Raw genomic sequence first — 21,055 nt, 5'->3', positions numbered from 1 at the left:
AGATGAGCCAACATATACTGTTAGTAGAAGATGATGCCGGTTTACGCGAAGCACTACACGATACCTTATTGCTGGCACAGTATCAGGTATGTGCAGTAGACAGTGCTGAGCAGGCATTGCTGACATTAAAGCAGCAAAGTGTGCAACTGGTGATCAGCGACGTACAGATGCAGGGCGCTTCAGGCCTTACACTGTTAAAAACCTTACGCGAGCAGTACCCGAAAATACCGGTGTTAATGATGACGGCCTATGCCACGGTGCAGGCTGCGGTAGAGGCTATCCGGCTGGGGGCTATTGATTATCTGGCCAAGCCGTTTTCACCGGAAGTATTGCTTAATACCGTAGGCCGTTATGTCAGCGCAGAACCAGTAGCCAGTTTTGAGCCCATAGTGGCTGCCCCGTCCAGTAAACAGTTACTGACATTGTGCGCCAAAGTGGCCCGTACTGATGCCAGTGTAATGATCACCGGCCCCAGCGGCTCGGGCAAAGAGGTGTTGGCCCGCTACATTCATCAGCTGTCTGAACGCAGCGGGGGACCCTTTGTGGCAATCAATTGCGCTGCTATTCCGGAAAATATGCTGGAATCTACCTTATTTGGTTACGAGAAAGGCGCCTTTACCGGTGCCATAACGGGTTGCCCCGGTAAGTTTGAACAGGCCCAGCACGGCACTATTTTACTGGATGAAATAACCGAAATGGATTTAAACCTGCAGGCCAAATTATTGCGCGTACTGCAAGAGCGTGAAGTAGAGCGCCTGGGCGGCCGCAAAACCATTAAACTGGATGTCAGAGTCTTGGCCACCAGTAACCGTAATCTGAAACAAGCCGTGGAGCAGGGCCGGTTTCGTGAAGATTTATACTACCGGCTGAACGTATTTCCGCTCAGCTGGCCCGCCTTGTGCGAAAGACCGGCCGACATAGTACCGCTGGCGCTGCACTTACTGCAGCGTCATTGCCGGGCAACCGGGCGGGCTGTAGTGCGTTTAACTGAGGCGGCTGCGTTGCAGTTAAGCCGCTACAACTGGCCGGGTAATGTGCGTGAGCTGGATAACGTAATGCAGCGCGCTTTAATTATCTGCCAGAATGACAGTATCGAAGCTGATGACATTTTGCTGGAGCAAGCCGATATGCAGCCTTTGGCTATTGCTGATAGTGAGATACCTTTGCCGGCTACACAGATGGCAGAGGATGATGACGCCAATACCGGTTTTAAAGCCAGCGTACATGAGCAGGAGCACCGTATTATTCTGGCAACTATGAAAGCTTGCGCCAACCGGCGTAAAGACGTGGCCGAGCGGCTGGGCATCAGTGATCGCACCTTGCGCTATAAACTGGCCCGGATGAAAGAGCATGGTATTGAGCTTCCTGCCTGATATAAAACCCTCAAATTGAGGGTTTTTTCTATTAAATTCAATATACTAAAACTTGGCATAACTCCTGCTTTGCATTAGCTAATCGTATTAGCAGCAAATTTTTGACAGGTGACGCTATGAATATCAAAGGGCAGGCCCTTTACGCCGAAATGCAGTCGCTGGCTAGCCAGGCGCGCGGCGTTGGCAGCGAGCTGAAGCTGAAAAATACCGCTGAAGTTAATCCCAGTCAGAGTGATTTTGGCAATATGCTGAAAAATGCCATTAGCAATGTAAACGCCTTACAACAAGAAACCAGCCAGATGCGTACTGCAGTGGAAATGGGCGATCCCAGGGTATCGCTGGCACAGGTAATGATTGCCAGCCAGAAATCCTCTCTGGCATTTGAAGCCACCGTGCAAGTGCGCAATAAGTTGGTAGAAGCCTACAAAGACATTATGTCGATGCCGGTATAACGGAGGAATAAGCTGTGGCTGAAAATCAATCCACCGAGCTGGCACTGGCCAATACCGAATACGGTGCCGGTGAGCAGCAGGAACAAAAACCGGGTTTTGTCGGCAGTTTGGGCGGCATGGATCTGGTGCGCCAGATCACCCTGATTGTCGCGCTGACCATCTGTCTGGCCATTGCTATTCTGATTATCATGTGGGCACGCGAACCAGAAATGCGGCCGCTGGGCAATTTTGAAACGCAGGAGCTGATCCAGACACTGGATCACCTGGATGCACAAAAAATCAGTTATAAACTGGAAGGCAATACTATTTTGGTACCTGAGGATAAATTTCAGAGTATTAAACTGTCATTGTCTCGCGCGGGCCTGACCAGAGAACCCTCCAGCGGCACAGAGTTTTTACTGCAGGACAGTGGTTTTGGTGTTAGCCAGCGCCTGGAAATGGAGCGGTTAAAACACAGCCGTGAGCAACAACTGGCCCGCACCATTGAAGAGCTGCAAAGTATATCCCGCGCCAGAGTTTTATTGGCTATTCCAAAAGAAAACGTGTTTGCCAGAGTAGAGCGGTTGCCATCAGCCACAGTGCTGGTAACGGCCCGTGGTGGTACGTCAATTCGTGACAGCGAAGTGGCGGCTATAGTCGATATCGTTGCCTCTGCTGTGCAGGGACTTGAACCATCGCGTGTAACGGTAACAGACCAAAACGGCCGCTTGCTGAACAGCGGCTCGCAAGACGCCGCAGCTGGGCGCTCGCGCAAAGAATATGAACTACAACGCACACGCGAAGATGAATACCGCCAAAAAGTCGACTCTATTTTAATGCCGGTGCTGGGTTATGGTAACTACACCGCTCAGGTCGATTTGCTGATGGATTTTACTGCCACTGAGCAGACGCAAAAACGTTTTAACCCGGATTTACCTGCTGTGCGCAGTGAAATGACCATTGAAGAAAACAGCGTGGGCGGGTTAAGTGCCGGTATACCCGGAGCGTTATCTAACCAACCGCCGATGAATTCCGCTATACCCGAGCAGGCAACGGGCGGTGGTGCACAACCGGTAGTACCAGGCCGGAATCATAAAGAAGCTACCCGTAATTATGAATTAGATACTACCATCAGCCATATTTCTCAGCAAAGTGGTGTGATCCGCCGTTTAAGCGTATCGGTGGCTATCGATTACAAACCTGCGACAGCTGTAGATGGTGAACCTGAGCCTCGCACCCAGGCAGAGCTGGCTAACATACGCCGTTTACTGCAAGGCGGCATCGGCTTTGACGCCCAGCGCGGCGATATGATTGAAGTGATCTCCGTACCCTTCATGAAAGAAGCCGTTATTGAGGCGGAAACCCCTAATTTTTATGAAGAAGAATGGTTTTTGCGTGTCGTGCGGCTGGTTATTGGCGGCCTGATTATCGTAGTGCTTATTCTGGCCATAGTGCGGCCGATGCTGAAGAAACTGATTTATCCGGAAGACACCAAAGATAGTTATGATGATAATGCACTGTCCAGCGGGCTGGATTTGGGCGACGATACTATCGACATGCTAAGCTCAACATTTGATGAGAATGCAGTAGGTTTTGCCCCGGATGGCACGCTAATGTTGCCGGATTTACATGGTGATGACGATTTATTACGCGCAGTTCGGGCTTTAGTGGCAAATGAGCCGGAATTATCCTCTCTGGTAGTGAAAAACTGGTTGGCTGAAGATGAGTAGCATAGAAGCAACAAAACCTTCGTTTGACGTAGGTAAACTGGACGGTGTTGAAAAAGCCGCCATCTTACTGCTGAGCTTGTCAGAAGAAGATGCTGCGCAAATTTTAAAACACTTAGAGCCCAAACAAGTACAGAAAGTAGGTTTGGCTATGGCGCAGATGACTGATCTGAACCAGGCAAAAATCTCGGCTGTGCACCGCTTGTTTATTGAGCAAATTCAGAATTTCAGCACCATTGGCTTCCAGAGTGAAGAGTTTATCAAACGCGCCTTAACCGCAGCTTTAGGTGAAGAGAAAGCCGCTAACCTGATAGACCAGATAGTACTGGGTGGTGGGGCTAAAGGCCTGGATTCGCTGAAATGGATGGATTCTAAGCAGGTAGCCAATATTATCCGCAACGAGCACCCGCAAATTCAGACTATCGTCTTGTCTTATCTGGAGCCGGAGCAATCGGCGGAGATTTTATCTCAGTTCCCGGAAAAAGTGCGGTTGGATTTAACCATGCGGATTGCCAACCTCGAAGAAGTACAACCGGCAGCACTGCAAGAGTTAAACGAGATTATGGAGAAACAGTTTGCCGGCCAGGCGGGTGCGCAAACTGCGAAAATGGGCGGCTTAAAAGCGGCTGCTGATATCCTTAACTATATGGATACCAATATTGAAGGCCAGCTGATGGATTCTATCCGTGAGCACGATGAAGAAATGGCACAGCAAATACAGGATCTGATGTTTGTATTTGAGAACCTGATCGACGTTGATGACCGTGGCATTCAAACCCTGCTGCGCGAAATTCAGCAAGATGTGCTGATGAAAGCGTTAAAAGGCACCGATGAAAACTTAAAAGAGAAAATCTTCAAAAATATGTCAAAACGTGCCGCTGAACTGCTGCAAGACGATTTAGAAGCCATGGGGCCAGTGCGGGTAAGTGATGTTGAAGCGGCGCAAAAAGAAATTCTGTCCGCCGCGCGCCGGTTGTCTGACGCCGGTGAAATTATGCTGGGCAGTGGCGGTGGCGATGACTTCGTCTAAGCAGAGCGGGTAGTATTATGAGCACTGATGCATTTAAGCACAAAAGGCCGTTTTCGCCCGATGAAGAAACTGATGAACTGATTAGGCACTGGCAAACACCTGATATGACACCAGTGCATGATGGCATTCGCACCAATGCGCTGAATAAAACGCAGCCTCAGGCCAAAGCCAGCAAAGCAGACGAAGATGAAGAGCTGACAATTAAGCCCCTGACAGCAGATGAGATAGAGCAAATCCGTCAGGCGGCTTACGACGAGGGTTTTGGCCAGGGTAAAGACGAAGGTTTTAGTAAAGGGTATGCCGAAGGCCGTGAACAAGGCCAGCAGGATGGCCTGGCTCAGGGCCACGCTGAAGGCAAAAAACAAGGCCTGGCAGAAGGCCAGACAGAGCTGAATGATAAGCTGATACAACTAAGCACATTGCTTGACCAGCTACAGCAGCCGCTTGCCAGCATTGATAAACAGGTAAAACAGCAATTATTGCAGCTAAGCCTGGCTATGGCGCAGGCAGTTATTAATGTTGAGGTAAAAACCAATCATCAGGTTATTTTGCAGGCCATCTCAGAGGCTACCTCAGCACTGCCGCTGCAAGCCGGACAGCTGGTGATAAAACTGAACCCGGCTGATTTAGCCATTGTGGAGCAACATTACACCAAAGATGAGCTGACACAACGCAACTGGCAGCTCAGAGCCGAGCCTCTGCTGGAGCAGGGAGGTTGTGTGGTAGAAAGCAGCCAGTCCAGCGTGGATCGCAGTTTACAACAACGTATTCAAGGCAGCCTTGAGCATTTTATCCAGATCCAACAGCACGACACCAAACCCGATGCCCAGGCTGAGGAGTAAACTATGGCAAACAGCGAAAGTCTGAGCCAGTTTCTGCAGCAGCAACAGCGTTATGTGCATAGTTCCCGGCCTGCTGTCGCCGGCCATTTGGTCCGGGTGGTAGGCTTAACGCTGGAGGCAACCGGGTGCAGTGCTGCTATTGGCCAGCCTTGCTCGGTAGAAACCGCCCGCGGCGAAATTATGGCGGAGGTGGTCGGTTTTGCCAATGATCGCATTTATCTGATGCCAAAAGATGATGTATCTGGCGTTGTACCAGGTGCCCGCGTTACACCCATGCTTAATTTTAAAGGCGTACCGCTTAGCCTTAATCTGCTTGGCCGGGTAATAGACGGCGTAGGCGCACCGCTGGATGGTAAAGGTCCTATCGCCGCCGAACAATTCGGTGGCGCTAAAACCAAACCTATTAACCCTTTACACCGCCGGCCAATTAAACAGCCACTGGATGTGGGCGTGCGTTCTATCAACAGCATTCTTACTGTAGGCAAAGGCCAGCGTATGGGATTGTTTGCCGGTTCAGGTGTGGGTAAAAGTGTGTTGTTGGGTATGATGACCCGTGGTACCTCGGCTGATGTGATTGTGGTAGGCCTGGTAGGTGAGCGTGGCCGCGAGGTAAAAGAATTTATTGATGAAATCTTGGGCGAGGAAGGTAAAAAGCGCTCGGTTGTAATAGCCGCACCAGCTGATGTGTCGCCACTGATGCGGTTAAAAGGCTGTGAAACTGCAGTGCAGGTAGCAGAATATTTTCGTGATCAGGGCATGGATGTGTTACTGCTGATTGACTCTATTACCCGCTATGCGCAGGCACAACGTGAAATTGCACTGGCGGTGGGCGAGCCGCCGGCTACCAAAGGCTATCCGCCCTCGGTATTCGCCAAATTACCGGCACTGGTTGAACGAGCCGGTAACGGTAGTGGCAGCCAGGGTTCAATAACGGCATTTTATACCGTGCTGTCTGAAGGTGATGACTTACAAGACCCTATCGCCGATGCGTCGCGCGCCATTCTTGACGGCCATATCGTGTTATCACGGGCTTTGGCTGATGCCGGACATTTTCCGGCGGTAGATGTAGAAAAATCCATTAGCCGTGTTATGCCCGCAGTAACCAGTGCTGAGCATCAGCAAATGGCGCGTACGATAAAGCAGTTGTATGCCAGTTACCAGCAAAGCAAAGACTTAATCGCCATCGGGGCTTATGTACGGGGTAGCGATCCGCAACTGGATGTGGCTATCGGCATGATGCCAAGAATCAATCGTTTTTTGCAACAGGGAATGCATGAAGTTGTGACCTACGACGACAGCCTGCAAGGGCTTAATCTGTTGGTTCCGGCTGCTGCAAGGAGTAATGCCTGATGATTAACCAACGCTTTGCCATGCTGATAAAAATACAACAAGAGCGTGAAGAAAAACTGCAGGCACATTTTGTTAAAGCCCAGCAGTTTTACCAGCAGGCTGAACAGAAATATCAGGGCCTGGCAGACTACCGTACCGATTATATTCAACAGAGCCAGCAACAAGGTGCAGCCGGCTTACAAAGCCGGCAGTACACTCAGTTTATTAGCTTTATTGGCAAGCTTGATCAGGCAATACAGCAACAGGGCCGGGCATTGCAGCAGGCTAAAGCCGCGGCAGAGCAACGTAAACAGAGCTGGCTGGCGATGCAAAAAAAGCGTAAAGCTATGGAGTTACTGGTACAGCGCGGCGAACAGGCAGAGTTATTAAAGCAGCTAAAACAAGAGCAGAAAAATGCCGATGAGTACGCCAGCCAGCAATTTATGCGCAGCCGTAATGAGCCGCAGATGTACTAATTTACTCAGGTTGGCCTGAAATTTGAATGCAATTGAAGATAACTGAATATATAGGTTTTAACACAACGGCTTTAACCGGTTTAAAGCGCAGTTAACGCCTGATCGCATTGGTCAGTCAGGGGAGTGAAAATGGTGCAAGCTATACAATTATCAATGCTGACAACCAGCGCAGACAGCGCGCTGCGGCTGGATGGCGCACTCTCAGATTCTGCAGCAGAGGCTGGTGCTGAACTCTCTGGCCTGGGGTTTGGTGAGTTGTTAAACGGCATAACGCAACCGGCAACAAATGGCCAGTCTGCTGCAAAATTGCGGCATGTCCCTGCCGGAATCAGTGTGTTGAATGGCGTTAGCCAGGCACTATTAGCTGCTGCCGATGCTAAGGGCAATGCTGCCAGCACAGGAAACGCAGATACAGATAGCGCAGACAATACAGATAGTGCAGCAGGTTTAGATAAAGACTCCTTGCTAACTTCCAGTCTGCTGGGGCAGATAGCGCTAAAAGATAAACTGCCTGAAACTGGCAGTGACACTGATGCTGCTATTGGCACCGATACCGGTGCTGTTGCGGAAGACCCGGCTACCGTTTTGCCAGGTAATGTTTTGTCAGGTAATAATCAGCCTGAAGCAGATGCAGCAAAAGCGGTTAAAACAACAGAGCAACTGGGCCAATCAGCAAACGAAACAACGGATATTGCCGCTGATCTGCTGGTTAAAGCAAACAGCCAGACAGCAGGTGAAGCTGCACCGGGTAAGGTAACAGATAAAACAGAAGCCTCTGCTGGCGGTAAAGGCGAAGCTCAGCCTGTAGCAGAGCTATCGGGTGCAGCTAAGGGAACTGCTTCGCTGAACGAGAGTGGATTGGCAACCGAGGCGGGTTCAGATAACCAGACTCGCGGCAGCAATAACCATGACGGCGCAAAAGCCGTAACAGAAACCGCGGTAAAAGCTGACGATAGCACTATAAAAACAGATAATAACAGCACAAAATCGGCTTCTGTGACTCAGGCCGATACTAAACCGGCAGCTGCTGACACCCCGGCGCAGATGACAGCGCATACTGCTCCCGCCACAGGCACCGCAGATAACAGCAAAACGGATGCCGACACTGACGCGACCACAATTAAGCAGCCGCTGACGGCAACGGCTGATAAAACAGATAATCAGGCGGGTGGCAAGGCGGGTTCTGATCAGAATGCCTCTAAACATGATGCTCAAAATGGTTCACAACAGAGCTCGTCGCAACAAAGCTCATCACAACAGAACTCGCGGCAAAATAATAATAGCCAGCAGTCTGCAGATGGTTCAGTGGCGGTGCCAGATAGCAGTATCGCAACGGCTAAAGTGGCTTCAGATACCAGTGCCGCTGCGCGCAGTGATACGGCATTTGGCAACGCACTGCACCTAGCAGAGCAGCGCCAGCAAGCCAGCCCGGCTCAGACGCTGGCTCGGCCACTGGCCGAGCAGTTAAAGCAAAGCCTGAATTTACTGCAACAGGATGCAGCAGGGCAACTGCGCGAAAGAGTCAGCCTGATGGTGCGGCAAAATATTCAGATCGCTGAAATCCGGCTGGATCCGGCCGGGCTTGGCCAGATGCAAATTAAAATAGATATGCAGCAGGATCAGGCCTCAGTGCAATTTATTGTGCAACAGTCACAGGCAAAAGAATTATTAGAACAGCAATTACCACGGCTCAGAGAAATGCTGCAGCAACAGGGTATTCAGTTAACAGAAGGCCAGGTGCAGCAGCAATCACAGCAAGAGCGACAGTTAGCGCAGCGTGACAGTAATCATTCTGGCCGAAACGGTAAACATACCGCAGACGATAACCAGGATGGCGTGGCGGAAACTGTGCAGCTTAATGTAAAAACATCTGACCGGCTGGTGGATTATTATGCATAACAGCCAGTAGTGGCGGTTAATTCAGTAACGGTGATTTACATTGGGCGTCACAGATGAGCATAATAATGTCACTTTAACAAACAGGTAGCACAGGCATGGCAGCAGAAAAAGATCTGGTTATTGCAGAAGGTTCAGCTAAGAAAAAATGGCTGCTGTTGGGTGGTGGTGCGGCTCTGGTAGTGGTATTGATTGTTGTAGGGCTGATGTTGTTTACCGGTTCAGACAGTAATAATGCTGCATCAGCTTCAGATGCGGCCTCAGGTGCAGTAAGTACGCCCGGCGGTAAAGATGCAAAAGGCTCGGCGCTGTATGTGCCGCTGCCACGGCCTTTTGTGTTTAATGTACCCGGTGCGTCACGCGATCGCATGGTACAAATTAAGGTGCAGTTGCTGGTGCGCGGCACTAATAATGAAACTATAGCTATGCGGCATATTCCACTGATTGAAGGCAGTTTGCTGGAAACCTTCAGCGCGGCCAATGCCGATGAGCTGGTTACTGTTGCCGGGCGCGATGCATTAAAAAACAAAGCATTAAGCGATTTACAGCAGGCGATGATCGAGGTAGTGGGTTCGGTGGTAGTAGAGGAAGTTCTCTTCACCGGTTTTGTGATGCAATAAGAGTGAGCAGCCGTGACCGATTTACTGTCACAAGATGAAATTGACGCGCTGTTACATGGTGTTGATGACGTCGAAGAAGAGGAAATAGACGAATCCGGTGAAGGCCGGGGCCGCTCTGCCATGGAATACGATTTCTCGTCGCAGGATCGTATTGTACGTGGCCGCATGCCAACGCTGGAGATGGTAAACGAGCGCTTTGCCCGCCATATGCGGATCAGCCTGTTTAATATGATGCGCCGTACTGCCGAAGTGTCGATTAACGGCGTGCAGATGATAAAATTCGGCGAGTATGTGCATACATTATTTGTACCTACCAGTTTAAATATGGTGCGGTTCAGGCCACTCAAAGGCACCGGCCTTATTACCATGGAAGCCAGGCTGGTGTTTATTCTGGTCGATAACTTTTTCGGCGGGGACGGCCGTTACCATGCCAAAATTGAAGGCCGCGAGTTTACGCCGACCGAGCGGCGTATTATTCAGATGCTGTTAAAGCTGATTTTTGAAGATTACAAAGAAGCCTGGGCACCTGTGATGGATGTGTCTTTTGAATACCTGGACTCTGAAGTTAACCCGGCAATGGCCAATATTGTCAGCCCCACAGAGGTGGTGGTAATCAGCTCTTTTCATATTGAACTGGACGGTGGCGGGGGGGATTTCCATGTCGCTTTACCGTACTCAATGCTGGAGCCGATCCGTGAGCTGCTGGATGCCGGTGTACAAAGCGACAAAGAAGACACCGATTTACGCTGGAGTAAGGCGCTACGCGACGAAATTATGGATGTAAAGGTAGATTTGACTACCAAAATGATGGATGTCGATTTAACGCTGCGGCAAATTATGGAATTGCAGGCCGGCGATATTATCCCGATAGAGATGCCGGATCATATCACGGTGCTAATTGAAGATTTACCGACGTACAGAGCTAAATTGGGCCGTTCGCGCGAACATGCGGCGCTGAAAATTATTGAAAAAATTAAACGGCCGGAATCAGCGAAATCTGAGATGCACGTATTTACTAAAGGTGGGCGGCGCCTTGACAGCGATGCCGATATTTCCGAGTTAGAAGCCGATCTGAACCTGTCAGATCGCGACAGAAGGTAACAAAAAATGGCTGATGATAAAGACACCATGGACGAATGGGCCGCTGCCATGGCCGAAGCTGAAGGCACTGATGGTGCAGAGGCTGTTGAGCTGGAAGAGCTGCGTGACGAAAAAGCCGATATCACGGTAGACGAAAAACGTAAGCTGGACACTATTTTAGATATTCCGGTTACCATTTCTATGGAAGTGGGGCGGGCTAAAATAAGTATCCGTAATTTATTGCAGCTTAATCAGGGCTCGGTGGTTGAGCTGGAGCGGGTAGCCGGTGAGCCACTGGATGTGTTGGTTAACGGCACTCTGATAGCACACGGTGAGGTGGTTGTGGTAAACGACAAGTTTGGTATTCGCCTGACTGACGTTATCAGCCAGATTGAGCGGATTAAGAAGTTACGTTGATGCGATTATTGCTTGTTACTTTGCTATGTTGCAGCTTATTGTCGCTGACGGCGCTGGCCCAAAGCACTACCGCTGAGGCAGGACAAACTCAGGATGCAACCAAAACGGAGGCTGTAGCACAAAGCGAACCAGAGCTTCCGCCAGTGCAGCCTGAACCAGTACCCGCTGTGCCGCTAAAAACAGAAGCGCCAGCCGAGCGCCCATCAGCAGGCCTTGGCCTGGGGAAAATGGCGTTGTCGCTGGCGATTGTGGTAGCAATAGTGCTTACGCTGGGCTGGGCATTCAAAAAATTGACGCTGCGCTTGCCTGGTAGCCGGCATATAAAAATTATTTCTACTATGCCGCTTGGCCCGAAAGAGCGCTTGTTAGTTGTTGAAATGCAAGGAAAACAACGCGTTTTAGGTGTCACCGCACACAGCATAAATTTATTGTTTGAACTGGAAAATCCCCTACCTGAAGAAAAGTTGGCATCAGACTTTCATACACAGTTGCAATCGTTCCTGAAAAAATAGTGTGAGCTATGTTGCGACTGTTGTTCGTGGTGCTGGTAATACTGCTAAGCCCCGATGTTCTGGCTGATAATGGTGCCTTGTCGGCTGTTACGGTAACTACCGGAGCCGATGGCTCCCAACAATACAGTGTAACGCTGCAGGTACTGGCGCTGATGACAGCGCTCAGTTTTATTCCTGCTATCGTTATCATGATGACCTGCTTTACCCGCATTATTGTGGTGCTGGCCATATTGCGCCAGGCCATTGGTTTGCAGCAAACACCGTCTAACCAGGTATTAATTGGCATTACGCTGTTTCTGACCTTTTTTATTATGGCGCCGGTGTTTAAAAATATTAACGACACGGCCATTCAGCCCTACCTGAGCGAAGAGATTACGCCGGTGCAGGCACTGGACGCCGCGCTGATACCGATAAAAGGTTTTATGCTGCACCAGACCCGCACCAAAGATTTGGACACCTTTGCCCAGATTGCCGGGCTTGAAGTGGCCGCATCTCCGCAGGACTACCCGATTACGGTAGTGATCCCGGCCTTTATCACCAGCGAACTTAAAACCGCCTTTCAGATTGGCTTTATGCTGTTTATCCCGTTTCTGATTATCGATCTGGTAGTAGCCAGTGTACTGATGGCAATGGGTATGATGATGTTATCGCCGATGATTATCTCGTTACCTTTTAAGCTGATGATGTTTGTACTGGTTGATGGCTGGATTTTAGTTATGGGGACGCTCGCCACCAGCTATGGGGTGGGCACATGAGCCCGGAGGTTTTTGTCGATGTGCTGCGTGATGCGCTGTTTCTGGTAATCTTGCTGGTAAGCGCCATTATTCTGCCATCGTTGTTTGTCGGTTTGCTGGTAGCCATTTTTCAGGCAGCCACCTCAATTAACGAACAAACATTAAGCTTTTTACCACGCCTGATTGTTACGTTGCTGGCGCTGATTTTTGGTGGCCACTGGTTTACCCGCGTTATTATGGAATACACCAACGAGCTGATTTTAAGTATTCCAACGGTAGTAGGCTAAAGCACGATGGAATTTCCGCTGAACGTACTGATGCAGACTCTGGCAGATTACCTGCTGCCAATGTGTCGTGTTACCGGTATGTTCCTGATTATGGCCGGTATTGGGGTGCGTAACGTACCGATGCGGATAAAAACCGGTCTGGTGCTGATGATCACGCTGATCATTATGCCCACTTTGCCGCCGGTAGCTAACCCGGACTTAATGTCCGGCCAGATGATCCTGGAAGTGATGCTGCAACTGCTGATTGGCTTCGCTCTGGGTTTTATTTCATTAATGTTTATTACGACCTTTGTTATTGCCGGGCAATTGCTGGCAATGCAAACCGGCCTGGGCTTTGCGTCAATGGTCGATCCGGCCAGTGGCGTTAACGTGGCGGCTATCGGCCAGTTTTATCTGATCCTGGCAACTTTGCTGTTTTGGATCTTTGATGGCCACTTAATCATGATCCAAATGCTGGTATTCAGCTTTGACACGCTGCCCATTAACGGCCAATGGTGGGAGGTTACCAGTTACTGGACTGTGATCGAATTCGCCGGCTGGATGTTTGCCACCGCACTGGCAATAGCGCTGGCGCCAATTGTCTCTATGCTGGTGGTTAACCTGTCGTTTGGCATTATGACGCGCGCCGCACCGCAGCTGAATATTTTCTCTATTGGTTTTCCAATCACGATGTTGTCAGGCTTAATCATTCTGTGGTTAACGCTGGACACTTTCTTATTTCATTATGACAAACAGTGGCAGCACGCGATAGATTACAGCTGCCGGCTGATTGGCTGTTAGGCGGAGGGCACTGCAATGGCAGATGAAAGCACCGAAAAGACCGAACAGCCCACACCCAAGAAGCTGGAAGACGCAGCAAAAAAGGGCCAGGTTGCCCGCTCCAAGGATCTAGGCACCGCTTTTGTGTTAATTGGCAGTGCAGCCTCTTTGCTGGTATTTGGCAAAATGCTGGCCAGTGGCGTGCTGGACATTGGCCAGCGTATGTTACAACTGGACGCAAAAGATATTTTTGAAACCAACTCCATGTTTACCGCCTGGGGGGCAGTGGGCGAAAAGCTGATACCCCCTATGGCCGGTATTTTTATTATTATTCTGATTGCGGCCTTTATTGGTAACACCTTACTAGGTGGTTTTAACTTCAGTTGGGAAGCTGCTGGCCCCAAAGCCAGTAAAATGAGCCCATTAAAAGGCTTTAAGCGGATGTTTGGCCTACAGGCGCTGGTTGAGCTGCTTAAAAGCATCCTCAAAGTGATAGTGGTAATCGGTATTGCCTATCTGCTGCTTAAGGTGTTTTTTTTCGACATTATGGCGCTGTCTTTAATGAGTGAGCCAAATAATATCGAATCGGCGTTACACTTTTTAGCCTGGTTGTTTTTGGGCTTATGCGCCAGCGTATCGGTAATTGCCGTAGTTGATGCGCCATACCAGAAATGGAATCATATAAAACAACTGAAAATGTCACTGCAAGAAATTAAAGACGAGTATAAAAACAGCGAAGGCGATCCGCAAATTAAAGCCCGTATTCGCCGCACCCAAATGCAAATGTCGATGAAACGCATGATGCAGGAAGTGCCAAAAGCCGATGTTATTGTGACCAACCCGACACACTATGCGGTGGCATTAAAATATGAACAGGGTAAATTCCGCGCCCCGATCGTAGTGGCTAAAGGCGTGGATGAAGTCGCCATGCATATCCGTAAAATAGGTAATGAACATAAGGTGCCGGTTATTGAATCCCCGTCGCTGGCACGGTCTATTTTTTACACCACCAAGCTTGACCATCCGATCCCCGAGCAACTTTTTGCGGCTGTAGCGCAGGTTCTGGCCTATGTACATCAGCTGAAAATGTATAAAAAAGGCAAAGGCAGCCGGCCAAGAACGCTGGCAAAAGAGCTGCCGATACCGGAAGATTTCCGTCATTAATTTAAACTAAGACTACCCTGGCCAGTATTGGAACGCTTCTTGCTGAACAGCTGCATAGCGCCAATTTACTGTCAGGGTTGTCATGCAGTTAGCCAGTGTTTTTAATAAATTCGACCGCACCCATTTAGCCTATGCCAAAGGTATAGCTACACCGCTGCTTATTCTTGCCGCTCTGGCGATGATCGTGCTGCCGCTGCCGCCATGGCTGTTAGATATGCTGTTTATCTTTAATATCGCGCTGGCATTAGTGGTGCTGCTGGTTACCATTTACAGCCTGCGCCCGCTCGATTTTGCCGTTTTTCCCAGTGTGTTGCTTATTGCCACCATTTTGCGTCTGGCGCTTAACGTTGCCAGTACGCGGGTGATCCTGATGGAAGGGCATCAGGGCGAGGCGGCTGCCGGTAAAGTTATTGAAGCCTTTGGCTCGGTGGTTATCGGCGGTAACTTTGCCGTAGGTCTGGTGGTATTTATTATCCTGGTAATTATTAACTTTATTGTAATTACCAAAGGTGCCGGGCGTATTGCTGAAGTATCTGCCCGTTTTACCCTTGATGCGATGCCGGGTAAGCAAATGGCCATCGATGCCGATCTGAACTCAGGCCTTATTACTCAGGAAGAAGCCCGGGCACGGCGCGATGATGTGACCAGTGAAGCAAACTTTTACGGTTCAATGGACGGTGCCAGTAAGTTTGTTAAAGGCGATGCCATTGCCGGTATTGTGATTATGGTAGTGAGTATTGTCGGTGGCTTGTTTATCGGCATGGTGCAGCACAGTTTAACCTTCGGTAATGCACTGGAAATTTATACCCTGCTAACTATCGGTGATGGTCTGGTAGCACAAATCCCCGCACTGTTATTGTCTATCGGCACAGCAATAGTGGTAACCCGGCAGAATAAATCTGAACAAATGGGTACACAGATGGTGGCGCAACTGGGTACTACTCAGGTGCTGACTGTGGCTACCTCCGTGCTGGCAATTATTGGTATTGTGCCGGGCATGCCGCACTTTGCATTTTTGTCTATGGCGGCTGTGCTGGGCGGCGTTACCTACCTTATGCATAAACGCCAGCAAAAACAAAGTTCTGAACTGGTTAGCCGCAATACGCAAGAGCTTGCGCCGGTTGAGTCTAATGTGGTTAAAGAAATTGGCTGGGACGATGTACAGGGCGTTGATACCATTGGTCTGGAAGTGGGCTACCGCTTAATTCCGCTGGTGGATAAAGCCCAGGGCGGTGAACTGTTAAGCCGCATTAAAGGTGTGCGTAAGAAATTATCACAAGAGCTGGGTTTTCTTATTCCGGCCGTGCATATCCGTGACAATCTGGATTTAGAACCCAACAGCTACCGTATGACCTTAATGGGCGTTACCAGTGGTGAAGGCGAACTGCGGCATGATAATGAGCTGGCGATTAACCCCGGCCAGGTGTTTGGCACTGTTAAAGGTATCGCCACTAAAGATCCGGCTTTTGGCTTAGATGCCGTGTGGATAACCAAAGATCAGCGCGAGCATGCGCAAACTCTGGGTTATACCGTGGTAGATGCCGCAACGGTAGTGGCTACCCACTTAAGCCAGATTTTAACCAACCATGCTGCCAGTTTGCTGGGCCATGAAGAAGTACAAAATCTGTTGGACATGCTGGCCAAGCACTCGCCTAAACTGGTAGAGGGGCTGGTACCAGATACACTGGCGCTGACCACAGTGGTGAAAGTGCTGCAAAACCTGCTGCAGGAAGGCGTACCTATCCGCGATATGCGCACCATAGTGCAAACCCTGGTGGAATATGGCGCTAAAAGCCAGGATGTCGATGTGCTTACTGCTGCTTGTCGTATTGCGCTGCGTCGTCTTATCGTGCAGGAAGTGGGGGGCAGCCGTAAAGAAATCCCGGTTATTACTTTTGCGCCGGAACTGGAGCAGATGCTGCATCAGTCGATGCAGGCTGCCGGTAATGATGGTGCCGGTATTGAACCGGGCCTGGCGGACCGTATTCAGCAGTCGCTGCAGGATGCGCATCAGAACCAGGAACTGAGCGGTGACAGCGCAGTATTGCTAACGTCAGGAATTTTACGCTCAGTAATGGCACGATTCGTGAAATACACCATTCCAGGGCTGCGGGTATTGTCTTATCAGGAAATACCCGACGATAAACAAATTCGTATTGTCAGCGTTATAGGCCAGGCAAACTAGGAGTTAACTCATGAAAATCAAACGCTTTGTAGCAAAAGACATGCGCACAGCATTACAGGAAGTAAAAGAATTCCTTGGGCCTGACGCCATTATTTTGTCAAACAAAAAAGTCGCCGAAGGCGTTGAAATCGTTGCTGCTATCGATCATGAACCAGCCCCTGTAGCCAAAGTGGCTACTGCTGCACCTAAACGCACCGAGCCCCGCCTGCAGGTTACCGTAGCAGATGACGACGAAACAGAAGCTCCGGCAGACTCGTTAAAAGCCCTGCTGGCGCGGCAAATGATTAAACAGCAAAAAAGTACTCAGCCAACTGCTGTCGCAGCTCAGAAAAAAGATATACAGCTTGCCGCGCAGTTTGAGCGTCAAAGTTCCGGCGTTGCTGCCAATGTTAGCGGTGGTGTCAGTACGGTGCAGTTTACTGAGCTGACCAAGCAGCAGGATCAAAAAGCTAAACTGCTACAGCAACAAATGGATGCCATGCGCAATGAAATGTTGTCTATGCGCCAGTTATTGCAGCATCAGGTTTCTGGTTTAATGTGGCAGGAGCTGGCACGGCGTGAGCCTGTGCGGGCATTAGTGATTGAGAATTTGCAGCAATTAGGTTTATCTGAGCAGGTGGCTGATCAATTAGCCTGCTTTATGCCGGAAGATCTTAACACCACTGATGCCTGGGATGCCGCGCTGGAGTTACTGGCCGGCCAGCTAAGTACAACCAACGATGACATTTTACGCCGTGGCGGTGTAGTAGCGCTGGTAGGCCCGACCGGCGTGGGCAAAACCACTACAGTGGCAAAGCTGGCGGCAGAATTTGCCAAGCGCCATGGCGCTGATCAGGTGGCGCTGATCACCACTGACAGCTATCGCATTGGTGCTTTTGAGCAACTGGCCACTTTTGGTCGTATTATTGGTTGCCCGGTAAAGCAGGCTAAAGACAGTGACGAGCTGGCGCTGTTAATTAATCAGTTACAACAACGCAAACTTATTCTGATAGATACTGCCGGAATGAGCCAGCGAGATGTGCGCCTGGCAGAAAAACTTGCATCTTTGGTACACAATAGTCGTGTCAAAATAAAAAGTTATCTGGTATTGTCTGCGACATCGCAGGCAAGGGTTATGCAAGAAAGTGTAATGCATTTCAAACGCATCCCCTTGTCTGGTTGTATTTTCACCAAACTTGACGAATGCTTAAGCTTGGGGGAAGTTATAAATGTTGCCATTCAGAATGCGTTACCGGTTAGCTACCTGACCAACGGTCAGCGGGTACCCGAAGATATAGCTGTGGCCCAGGCGCAAACGCTGGTGCAACAGGCAGAAACGTTACGTATCGCGCAAAGTAGTACGGTTCATCAGTGGTATAACGACGGCATGAACCGCGCGGAAGGAACCTATGCATAGTCATGAAAATATTGATGATCAAGCCAGTGGCCTGAGAAAAATGAATAAGCAGATGGTAAAAGTAATATCAATTACAGGTGGCAAAGGCGGCGTAGGTAAAACTAACGTTTCGCTAAACCTCGCCATGGCATTATCCCAACTGGGAAAAAAGGTGCTGGTGCTGGATGCTGACCTGGGTTTAGCCAACTGTGATGTCATGCTTGGGTTGCGGGTAGAAAAAAACCTGTCACATGTGTTGTCAGGTGAAGTTGAGCTGGATGATGTCATTATCGACGGCCCCTTCGGCATTAAAATTATCCCGGCCACCTCCGGCTCTCAAAATATGACGGAACTGGCACCGGCAGAGCATGCAGGTCTTATCCGGGCGTTCAGTGAGTTAAAAACACCGGTAGATGTACTGTTGGTTGACACCGCCGCCGGCATTTCCGATATGGTGTTAAGCTTCTCCCGTGCCTCGCAGGATGTGCTGGTAGTAGTGTGTGATGAGCCATCATCTATTACCGATGCCTATGCGCTGATGAAGATCCTCAGCCGTGACCACGGCGTAGAAAAATTTAAAATTGTGGCCAATATGGTACGCAGTTTAAAAGAAGGCCAGGAGCTTTTCGCCAAACTGACACGGGTAACAGATCGTTTTTTAGATGTTAATCTGGAACTGGTTGCTGTAATCCCCTACGATGAAAACGTACGCAAAGCTGCCCGTAAGCAAAAAGCCTTTATTGATATTTTTCCAAAAACGCCAGCGAGTATGGCGATAAAAAGCCTGGCCCTCAAAGCCGGCAAATGGCCTTTGCCTGCTGTAGCGTCCGGGCATCTGGAGTTTTTCCTGGAGCAGTTGGTTCATCCACATACTGATCGGGGGCTGGTGTGAATAGTAAACTTGCTGCCTATGGTGGTGTTGACCACATGCAACAATTGGTCGAGCGTCATGCGCCGCTGGTAAAACGTATTGCCTACCATTTGCTGGCCCGTTTGCCAGCCAGTGTGCTGGTAGATGACCTTATTCAGTCAGGCATGATTGGCCTGATCGAGGCAGCAAAAAACTTTGACGGCAGCAAAGGCGCCAGTTTTGAAACCTTTGCCGGCATTCGTATCCGTGGTGCTATGCTGGACGAAATGCGCCGTGGCGACTGGACACCGCGCTCGGTGCACCGCAATGCCCGGCTGATAGCAGAAACCATAGCTGAACTTGAATCGCAACATGGCCGTGATATAAAAGATATTGAAGTTGCTGAAAAACTTGATATATCTTTGGATGAATACCATCATATGCTCAGCGATATCAGCAGTGGCCGTATTATTGGTATAGAAGACTTAGGTATTTCCGAGGATGTGCTGGTTACCTCGGGCGATACAGAAGGAGATCATTTGTATGAATCTCAGGCCAATGAAAGCTTCCACCAAGATTTAGTTAAAACAATCAGTAATTTGCCAGAGCGGGAAGCTTTAGTGCTTTCGCTGTATTATAATGACGAGCTAAACTTAAAAGAGATTGGGGCAGTGCTTAATGTCAGCGAGTCCCGGGTAAGTCAAATTCATAGTCAGGCATTGGTCAGATTGAAAGCCAGAATGCAGGATTGGTTGTAAGCTATTCTGAGATAAAAAGTAATATCTCGTCGGAGGGGATTTTGGATAAAAACATGAAAATTCTTGTGGTAGATGATTTTTCAACCATGAGACGCATAATAAAAAATCTGTTGCGTGACCTTGGCTTTACCAATGTGTCAGAGGCTGACGATGGCAGCACCGCTTTGCCTATGCTGCAAAACGGCGATTTTGATTTCGTCGTGACTGACTGGAACATGCCGGGTATGCAGGGTATCGATTTATTGCGTGCTATTCGCGCCGATGCCAAGTTAAAGCATATACCGGTACTAATGGTTACTGCTGAAGCGAAAAAGGAGCAGATCATTGCTGCGGCGCAAGCTGGCGTAAATGGTTATATCGTTAAGCCGTTTACGGCTGCAACCTTGCAAGAGAAGTTAGCTAAAGTATTCGAACGGATCGGCTAACCGTAGCTGACAAAGGAGTGATGCCATGTCTGCGATTACGGCGCCTGTAATTTCTCTGGACCAAGCGCGGGAGCTGGTGCAGCTCCTTGAGATGGGCGAAAACGAAACAGCTAATCAAATGGTGCAGCAACTGGCTGTACCAGGTTCGTCAGAGTTATTTGCCGAGGTAGGTAAACTTACCCGGCAACTGCATGATTCACTGAAAAATTTCCAGATAGATCCCTCACTGAATAACCTGTTAGAAGAAGATATTCCAGATGCCAAAAAACGGCTGAATCATGTTATTGATATGACAGAGCAAGCCGCTAACCGCACTATGGACGCAGTAGAATCCTGCCTGCCAATTGCAGATCAACTGAGCCAGCAACTGGGTAAAATTCAGCCGCAGTGGCAAAAATTAATGCAGCGGCAACTACAGTTGGGTGAGTTCAAGCAACTGTGTCATACACTGGATAATTTTTTACTGCAGGCAAATACTGATTCAGGCACCTTAAATGCTTTGCTGACAGATGTGTTGATGGCACAGGATTATCAGGATCTTACCGGGCAGATTTTACGCCGGGTAATCGAGCTGGTACGTGAAGTAGAAGAAAGCCTGATTGGCCTGCTAACGGCTTTTGGTCAATCCAGTATGATGGTATCTGCTGAAGCTAAACCTGCAAAAAATAAGCCCAAAGCACATGAGGCAGAAGGGCCTATTATTGATGCAGCAGAGCGTGATGACGTGGTAAGCGGTCAGGATGATGTCGATGATTTGTTATCCAGTTTGGGTTTTTAACAGAGGT

Annotated in this window: 22 protein-coding genes; all 22 read left to right on the top strand. The window is 49.4% G+C overall.

Annotated elements, in window-relative coordinates; all coding sequences use genetic code 11:
• The first annotated feature begins 2 nt into the window (after window positions 1-2).
• The 22 genes from BLW68_RS13365 (at window position 3) to BLW68_RS13260 (ending at window position 21,048) form a co-directional block, all read left to right on the top strand.
• Window positions 3-1,373 carry a sigma-54-dependent transcriptional regulator gene (locus BLW68_RS13365; protein ID WP_092794158.1) on the top strand — a complete coding sequence of 457 codons (1,371 nt, stop codon included), beginning with the start codon at window positions 3-5 and terminating at the stop codon, window positions 1,371-1,373.
• Window positions 1,374-1,489: 116 nt separating this feature from the next.
• Entirely contained in the window at window positions 1,490-1,825 is a 336-nt protein-coding gene (gene fliE, locus BLW68_RS13360; RefSeq protein ID WP_092794155.1) for a flagellar hook-basal body complex protein FliE, read from the top strand.
• A gap of 14 nt (window positions 1,826-1,839) precedes the next feature.
• A complete protein-coding gene (gene fliF, locus BLW68_RS13355) occupies window positions 1,840-3,534 on the top strand; it encodes a flagellar basal-body MS-ring/collar protein FliF (protein ID WP_092794152.1) in 1,695 nt (564 codons plus the stop codon).
• Window positions 3,527-4,561, top strand: coding sequence for a flagellar motor switch protein FliG (gene fliG / locus BLW68_RS13350; RefSeq protein ID WP_092794148.1), 1,035 nt, complete (start codon window positions 3,527-3,529; stop codon window positions 4,559-4,561). The genes fliF and fliG overlap by 8 nt, the downstream gene beginning before the upstream one ends.
• A gap of 17 nt (window positions 4,562-4,578) precedes the next feature.
• Window positions 4,579-5,403 (top strand): flagellar assembly protein FliH, encoded by an 825-nt coding sequence (gene fliH, locus BLW68_RS13345; protein ID WP_092794144.1) that lies wholly within the window; start codon window positions 4,579-4,581, stop codon window positions 5,401-5,403.
• A gap of 3 nt (window positions 5,404-5,406) precedes the next feature.
• Window positions 5,407-6,753 (top strand): flagellar protein export ATPase FliI, encoded by a 1,347-nt coding sequence (fliI, locus tag BLW68_RS13340; RefSeq protein WP_092794139.1) that lies wholly within the window; start codon window positions 5,407-5,409, stop codon window positions 6,751-6,753.
• Window positions 6,753-7,208 (top strand): flagellar export protein FliJ, encoded by a 456-nt coding sequence (gene fliJ, locus BLW68_RS13335; protein ID WP_092794136.1) that lies wholly within the window; start codon window positions 6,753-6,755, stop codon window positions 7,206-7,208. The genes fliI and fliJ overlap by 1 nt, the downstream gene beginning before the upstream one ends.
• A 129-nt stretch (window positions 7,209-7,337) precedes the next feature.
• Complete coding sequence (locus BLW68_RS13330; protein WP_092794133.1) at window positions 7,338-9,107, top strand: flagellar hook-length control protein FliK; 1,770 nt, start codon at window positions 7,338-7,340, stop codon at window positions 9,105-9,107.
• Window positions 9,108-9,202: 95 nt separating this feature from the next.
• A complete protein-coding gene (gene fliL, locus BLW68_RS13325) occupies window positions 9,203-9,724 on the top strand; it encodes a flagellar basal body-associated protein FliL (protein ID WP_092794130.1) in 522 nt (173 codons plus the stop codon).
• A gap of 12 nt (window positions 9,725-9,736) precedes the next feature.
• Complete coding sequence (gene fliM / locus BLW68_RS13320; RefSeq protein ID WP_092794127.1) at window positions 9,737-10,825, top strand: flagellar motor switch protein FliM; 1,089 nt, start codon at window positions 9,737-9,739, stop codon at window positions 10,823-10,825.
• 6 nt (window positions 10,826-10,831) lie between these two features.
• Complete coding sequence (gene fliN / locus BLW68_RS13315; protein WP_068234596.1) at window positions 10,832-11,221, top strand: flagellar motor switch protein FliN; 390 nt, start codon at window positions 10,832-10,834, stop codon at window positions 11,219-11,221.
• Window positions 11,221-11,733 carry a flagellar biosynthetic protein FliO gene (gene fliO / locus BLW68_RS21420; protein ID WP_092794124.1) on the top strand — a complete coding sequence of 171 codons (513 nt, stop codon included), beginning with the start codon at window positions 11,221-11,223 and terminating at the stop codon, window positions 11,731-11,733. The genes fliN and fliO overlap by 1 nt, the downstream gene beginning before the upstream one ends.
• 8 nt (window positions 11,734-11,741) lie before the next feature.
• Window positions 11,742-12,488: a flagellar type III secretion system pore protein FliP gene (fliP, locus tag BLW68_RS13305; RefSeq protein WP_092794121.1), complete on the top strand. Its 747-nt coding sequence runs from the start codon at window positions 11,742-11,744 to the stop codon at window positions 12,486-12,488.
• Entirely contained in the window at window positions 12,485-12,754 is a 270-nt protein-coding gene (fliQ, locus tag BLW68_RS13300; RefSeq protein ID WP_092794117.1) for a flagellar biosynthesis protein FliQ, read from the top strand. The genes fliP and fliQ overlap by 4 nt, the downstream gene beginning before the upstream one ends.
• 6 nt (window positions 12,755-12,760) lie before the next feature.
• Complete coding sequence (fliR, locus tag BLW68_RS13295) at window positions 12,761-13,534, top strand: flagellar biosynthetic protein FliR (RefSeq protein ID WP_177172240.1); 774 nt, start codon at window positions 12,761-12,763, stop codon at window positions 13,532-13,534.
• 15 nt (window positions 13,535-13,549) lie between these two features.
• Window positions 13,550-14,677 (top strand): flagellar biosynthesis protein FlhB, encoded by a 1,128-nt coding sequence (gene flhB / locus BLW68_RS13290; protein ID WP_092794114.1) that lies wholly within the window; start codon window positions 13,550-13,552, stop codon window positions 14,675-14,677.
• Window positions 14,678-14,759: 82 nt separating this feature from the next.
• Window positions 14,760-16,862, top strand: a complete 2,103-nt coding sequence (gene flhA / locus BLW68_RS13285; protein WP_092794111.1) for a flagellar biosynthesis protein FlhA — start codon at window positions 14,760-14,762, stop codon at window positions 16,860-16,862.
• A 10-nt stretch (window positions 16,863-16,872) separates the two neighbouring features.
• Window positions 16,873-18,258: a flagellar biosynthesis GTPase FlhF gene (gene flhF, locus BLW68_RS13280; protein ID WP_092794108.1), complete on the top strand. Its 1,386-nt coding sequence runs from the start codon at window positions 16,873-16,875 to the stop codon at window positions 18,256-18,258.
• Entirely contained in the window at window positions 18,251-19,129 is an 879-nt protein-coding gene (locus tag BLW68_RS13275) for a MinD/ParA family protein (RefSeq protein WP_092794105.1), read from the top strand. The genes flhF and BLW68_RS13275 overlap by 8 nt, the downstream gene beginning before the upstream one ends.
• Window positions 19,126-19,845: an RNA polymerase sigma factor FliA gene (locus tag BLW68_RS13270; RefSeq protein ID WP_092794102.1), complete on the top strand. Its 720-nt coding sequence runs from the start codon at window positions 19,126-19,128 to the stop codon at window positions 19,843-19,845. The genes BLW68_RS13275 and BLW68_RS13270 overlap by 4 nt, the downstream gene beginning before the upstream one ends.
• A gap of 53 nt (window positions 19,846-19,898) precedes the next feature.
• Window positions 19,899-20,270 carry a chemotaxis response regulator CheY gene (gene cheY / locus BLW68_RS13265; protein WP_206109480.1) on the top strand — a complete coding sequence of 124 codons (372 nt, stop codon included), beginning with the start codon at window positions 19,899-19,901 and terminating at the stop codon, window positions 20,268-20,270.
• A 25-nt stretch (window positions 20,271-20,295) separates the two neighbouring features.
• Window positions 20,296-21,048, top strand: coding sequence for a protein phosphatase CheZ (locus BLW68_RS13260; RefSeq protein ID WP_092794099.1), 753 nt, complete (start codon window positions 20,296-20,298; stop codon window positions 21,046-21,048).
• The last annotated feature ends 7 nt before the right edge of the window (window positions 21,049-21,055 follow it).

Source organism: Rheinheimera pacifica (assembly GCF_900108485.1).
GTDB lineage: Bacteria > Pseudomonadota > Gammaproteobacteria > Enterobacterales > Alteromonadaceae > Alishewanella > Alishewanella pacifica.
Note: the sequence above shows the minus strand (reverse complement) of the source record. Positions and strands in the feature narration are given on the sequence as shown.

Coding starts and splice junctions, on each gene's coding strand:
- BLW68_RS13365 (WP_092794158.1), top strand. CDS start 3: ATGAGCCAACATATACTGTTAGTAGAAGATGATGCCGGTTTACGCGAA.
- fliL (WP_092794130.1), top strand. CDS start 9,203: ATGGCAGCAGAAAAAGATCTGGTTATTGCAGAAGGTTCAGCTAAGAAA.
- fliE (WP_092794155.1), top strand. CDS start 1,490: ATGAATATCAAAGGGCAGGCCCTTTACGCCGAAATGCAGTCGCTGGCT.
- fliN (WP_068234596.1), top strand. CDS start 10,832: ATGGCTGATGATAAAGACACCATGGACGAATGGGCCGCTGCCATGGCC.
- cheY (WP_206109480.1), top strand. CDS start 19,899: ATGAAAATTCTTGTGGTAGATGATTTTTCAACCATGAGACGCATAATA.
- fliO (WP_092794124.1), top strand. CDS start 11,221: ATGCGATTATTGCTTGTTACTTTGCTATGTTGCAGCTTATTGTCGCTG.
- flhB (WP_092794114.1), top strand. CDS start 13,550: ATGGCAGATGAAAGCACCGAAAAGACCGAACAGCCCACACCCAAGAAG.
- fliG (WP_092794148.1), top strand. CDS start 3,527: ATGAGTAGCATAGAAGCAACAAAACCTTCGTTTGACGTAGGTAAACTG.
- fliJ (WP_092794136.1), top strand. CDS start 6,753: ATGATTAACCAACGCTTTGCCATGCTGATAAAAATACAACAAGAGCGT.
- fliR (WP_177172240.1), top strand. CDS start 12,761: ATGGAATTTCCGCTGAACGTACTGATGCAGACTCTGGCAGATTACCTG.
- BLW68_RS13330 (WP_092794133.1), top strand. CDS start 7,338: ATGGTGCAAGCTATACAATTATCAATGCTGACAACCAGCGCAGACAGC.
- BLW68_RS13260 (WP_092794099.1), top strand. CDS start 20,296: ATGTCTGCGATTACGGCGCCTGTAATTTCTCTGGACCAAGCGCGGGAG.
- flhA (WP_092794111.1), top strand. CDS start 14,760: ATGCAGTTAGCCAGTGTTTTTAATAAATTCGACCGCACCCATTTAGCC.
- fliP (WP_092794121.1), top strand. CDS start 11,742: ATGTTGCGACTGTTGTTCGTGGTGCTGGTAATACTGCTAAGCCCCGAT.
- flhF (WP_092794108.1), top strand. CDS start 16,873: ATGAAAATCAAACGCTTTGTAGCAAAAGACATGCGCACAGCATTACAG.
- BLW68_RS13275 (WP_092794105.1), top strand. CDS start 18,251: ATGCATAGTCATGAAAATATTGATGATCAAGCCAGTGGCCTGAGAAAA.
- fliI (WP_092794139.1), top strand. CDS start 5,407: ATGGCAAACAGCGAAAGTCTGAGCCAGTTTCTGCAGCAGCAACAGCGT.
- fliH (WP_092794144.1), top strand. CDS start 4,579: ATGAGCACTGATGCATTTAAGCACAAAAGGCCGTTTTCGCCCGATGAA.
- fliQ (WP_092794117.1), top strand. CDS start 12,485: ATGAGCCCGGAGGTTTTTGTCGATGTGCTGCGTGATGCGCTGTTTCTG.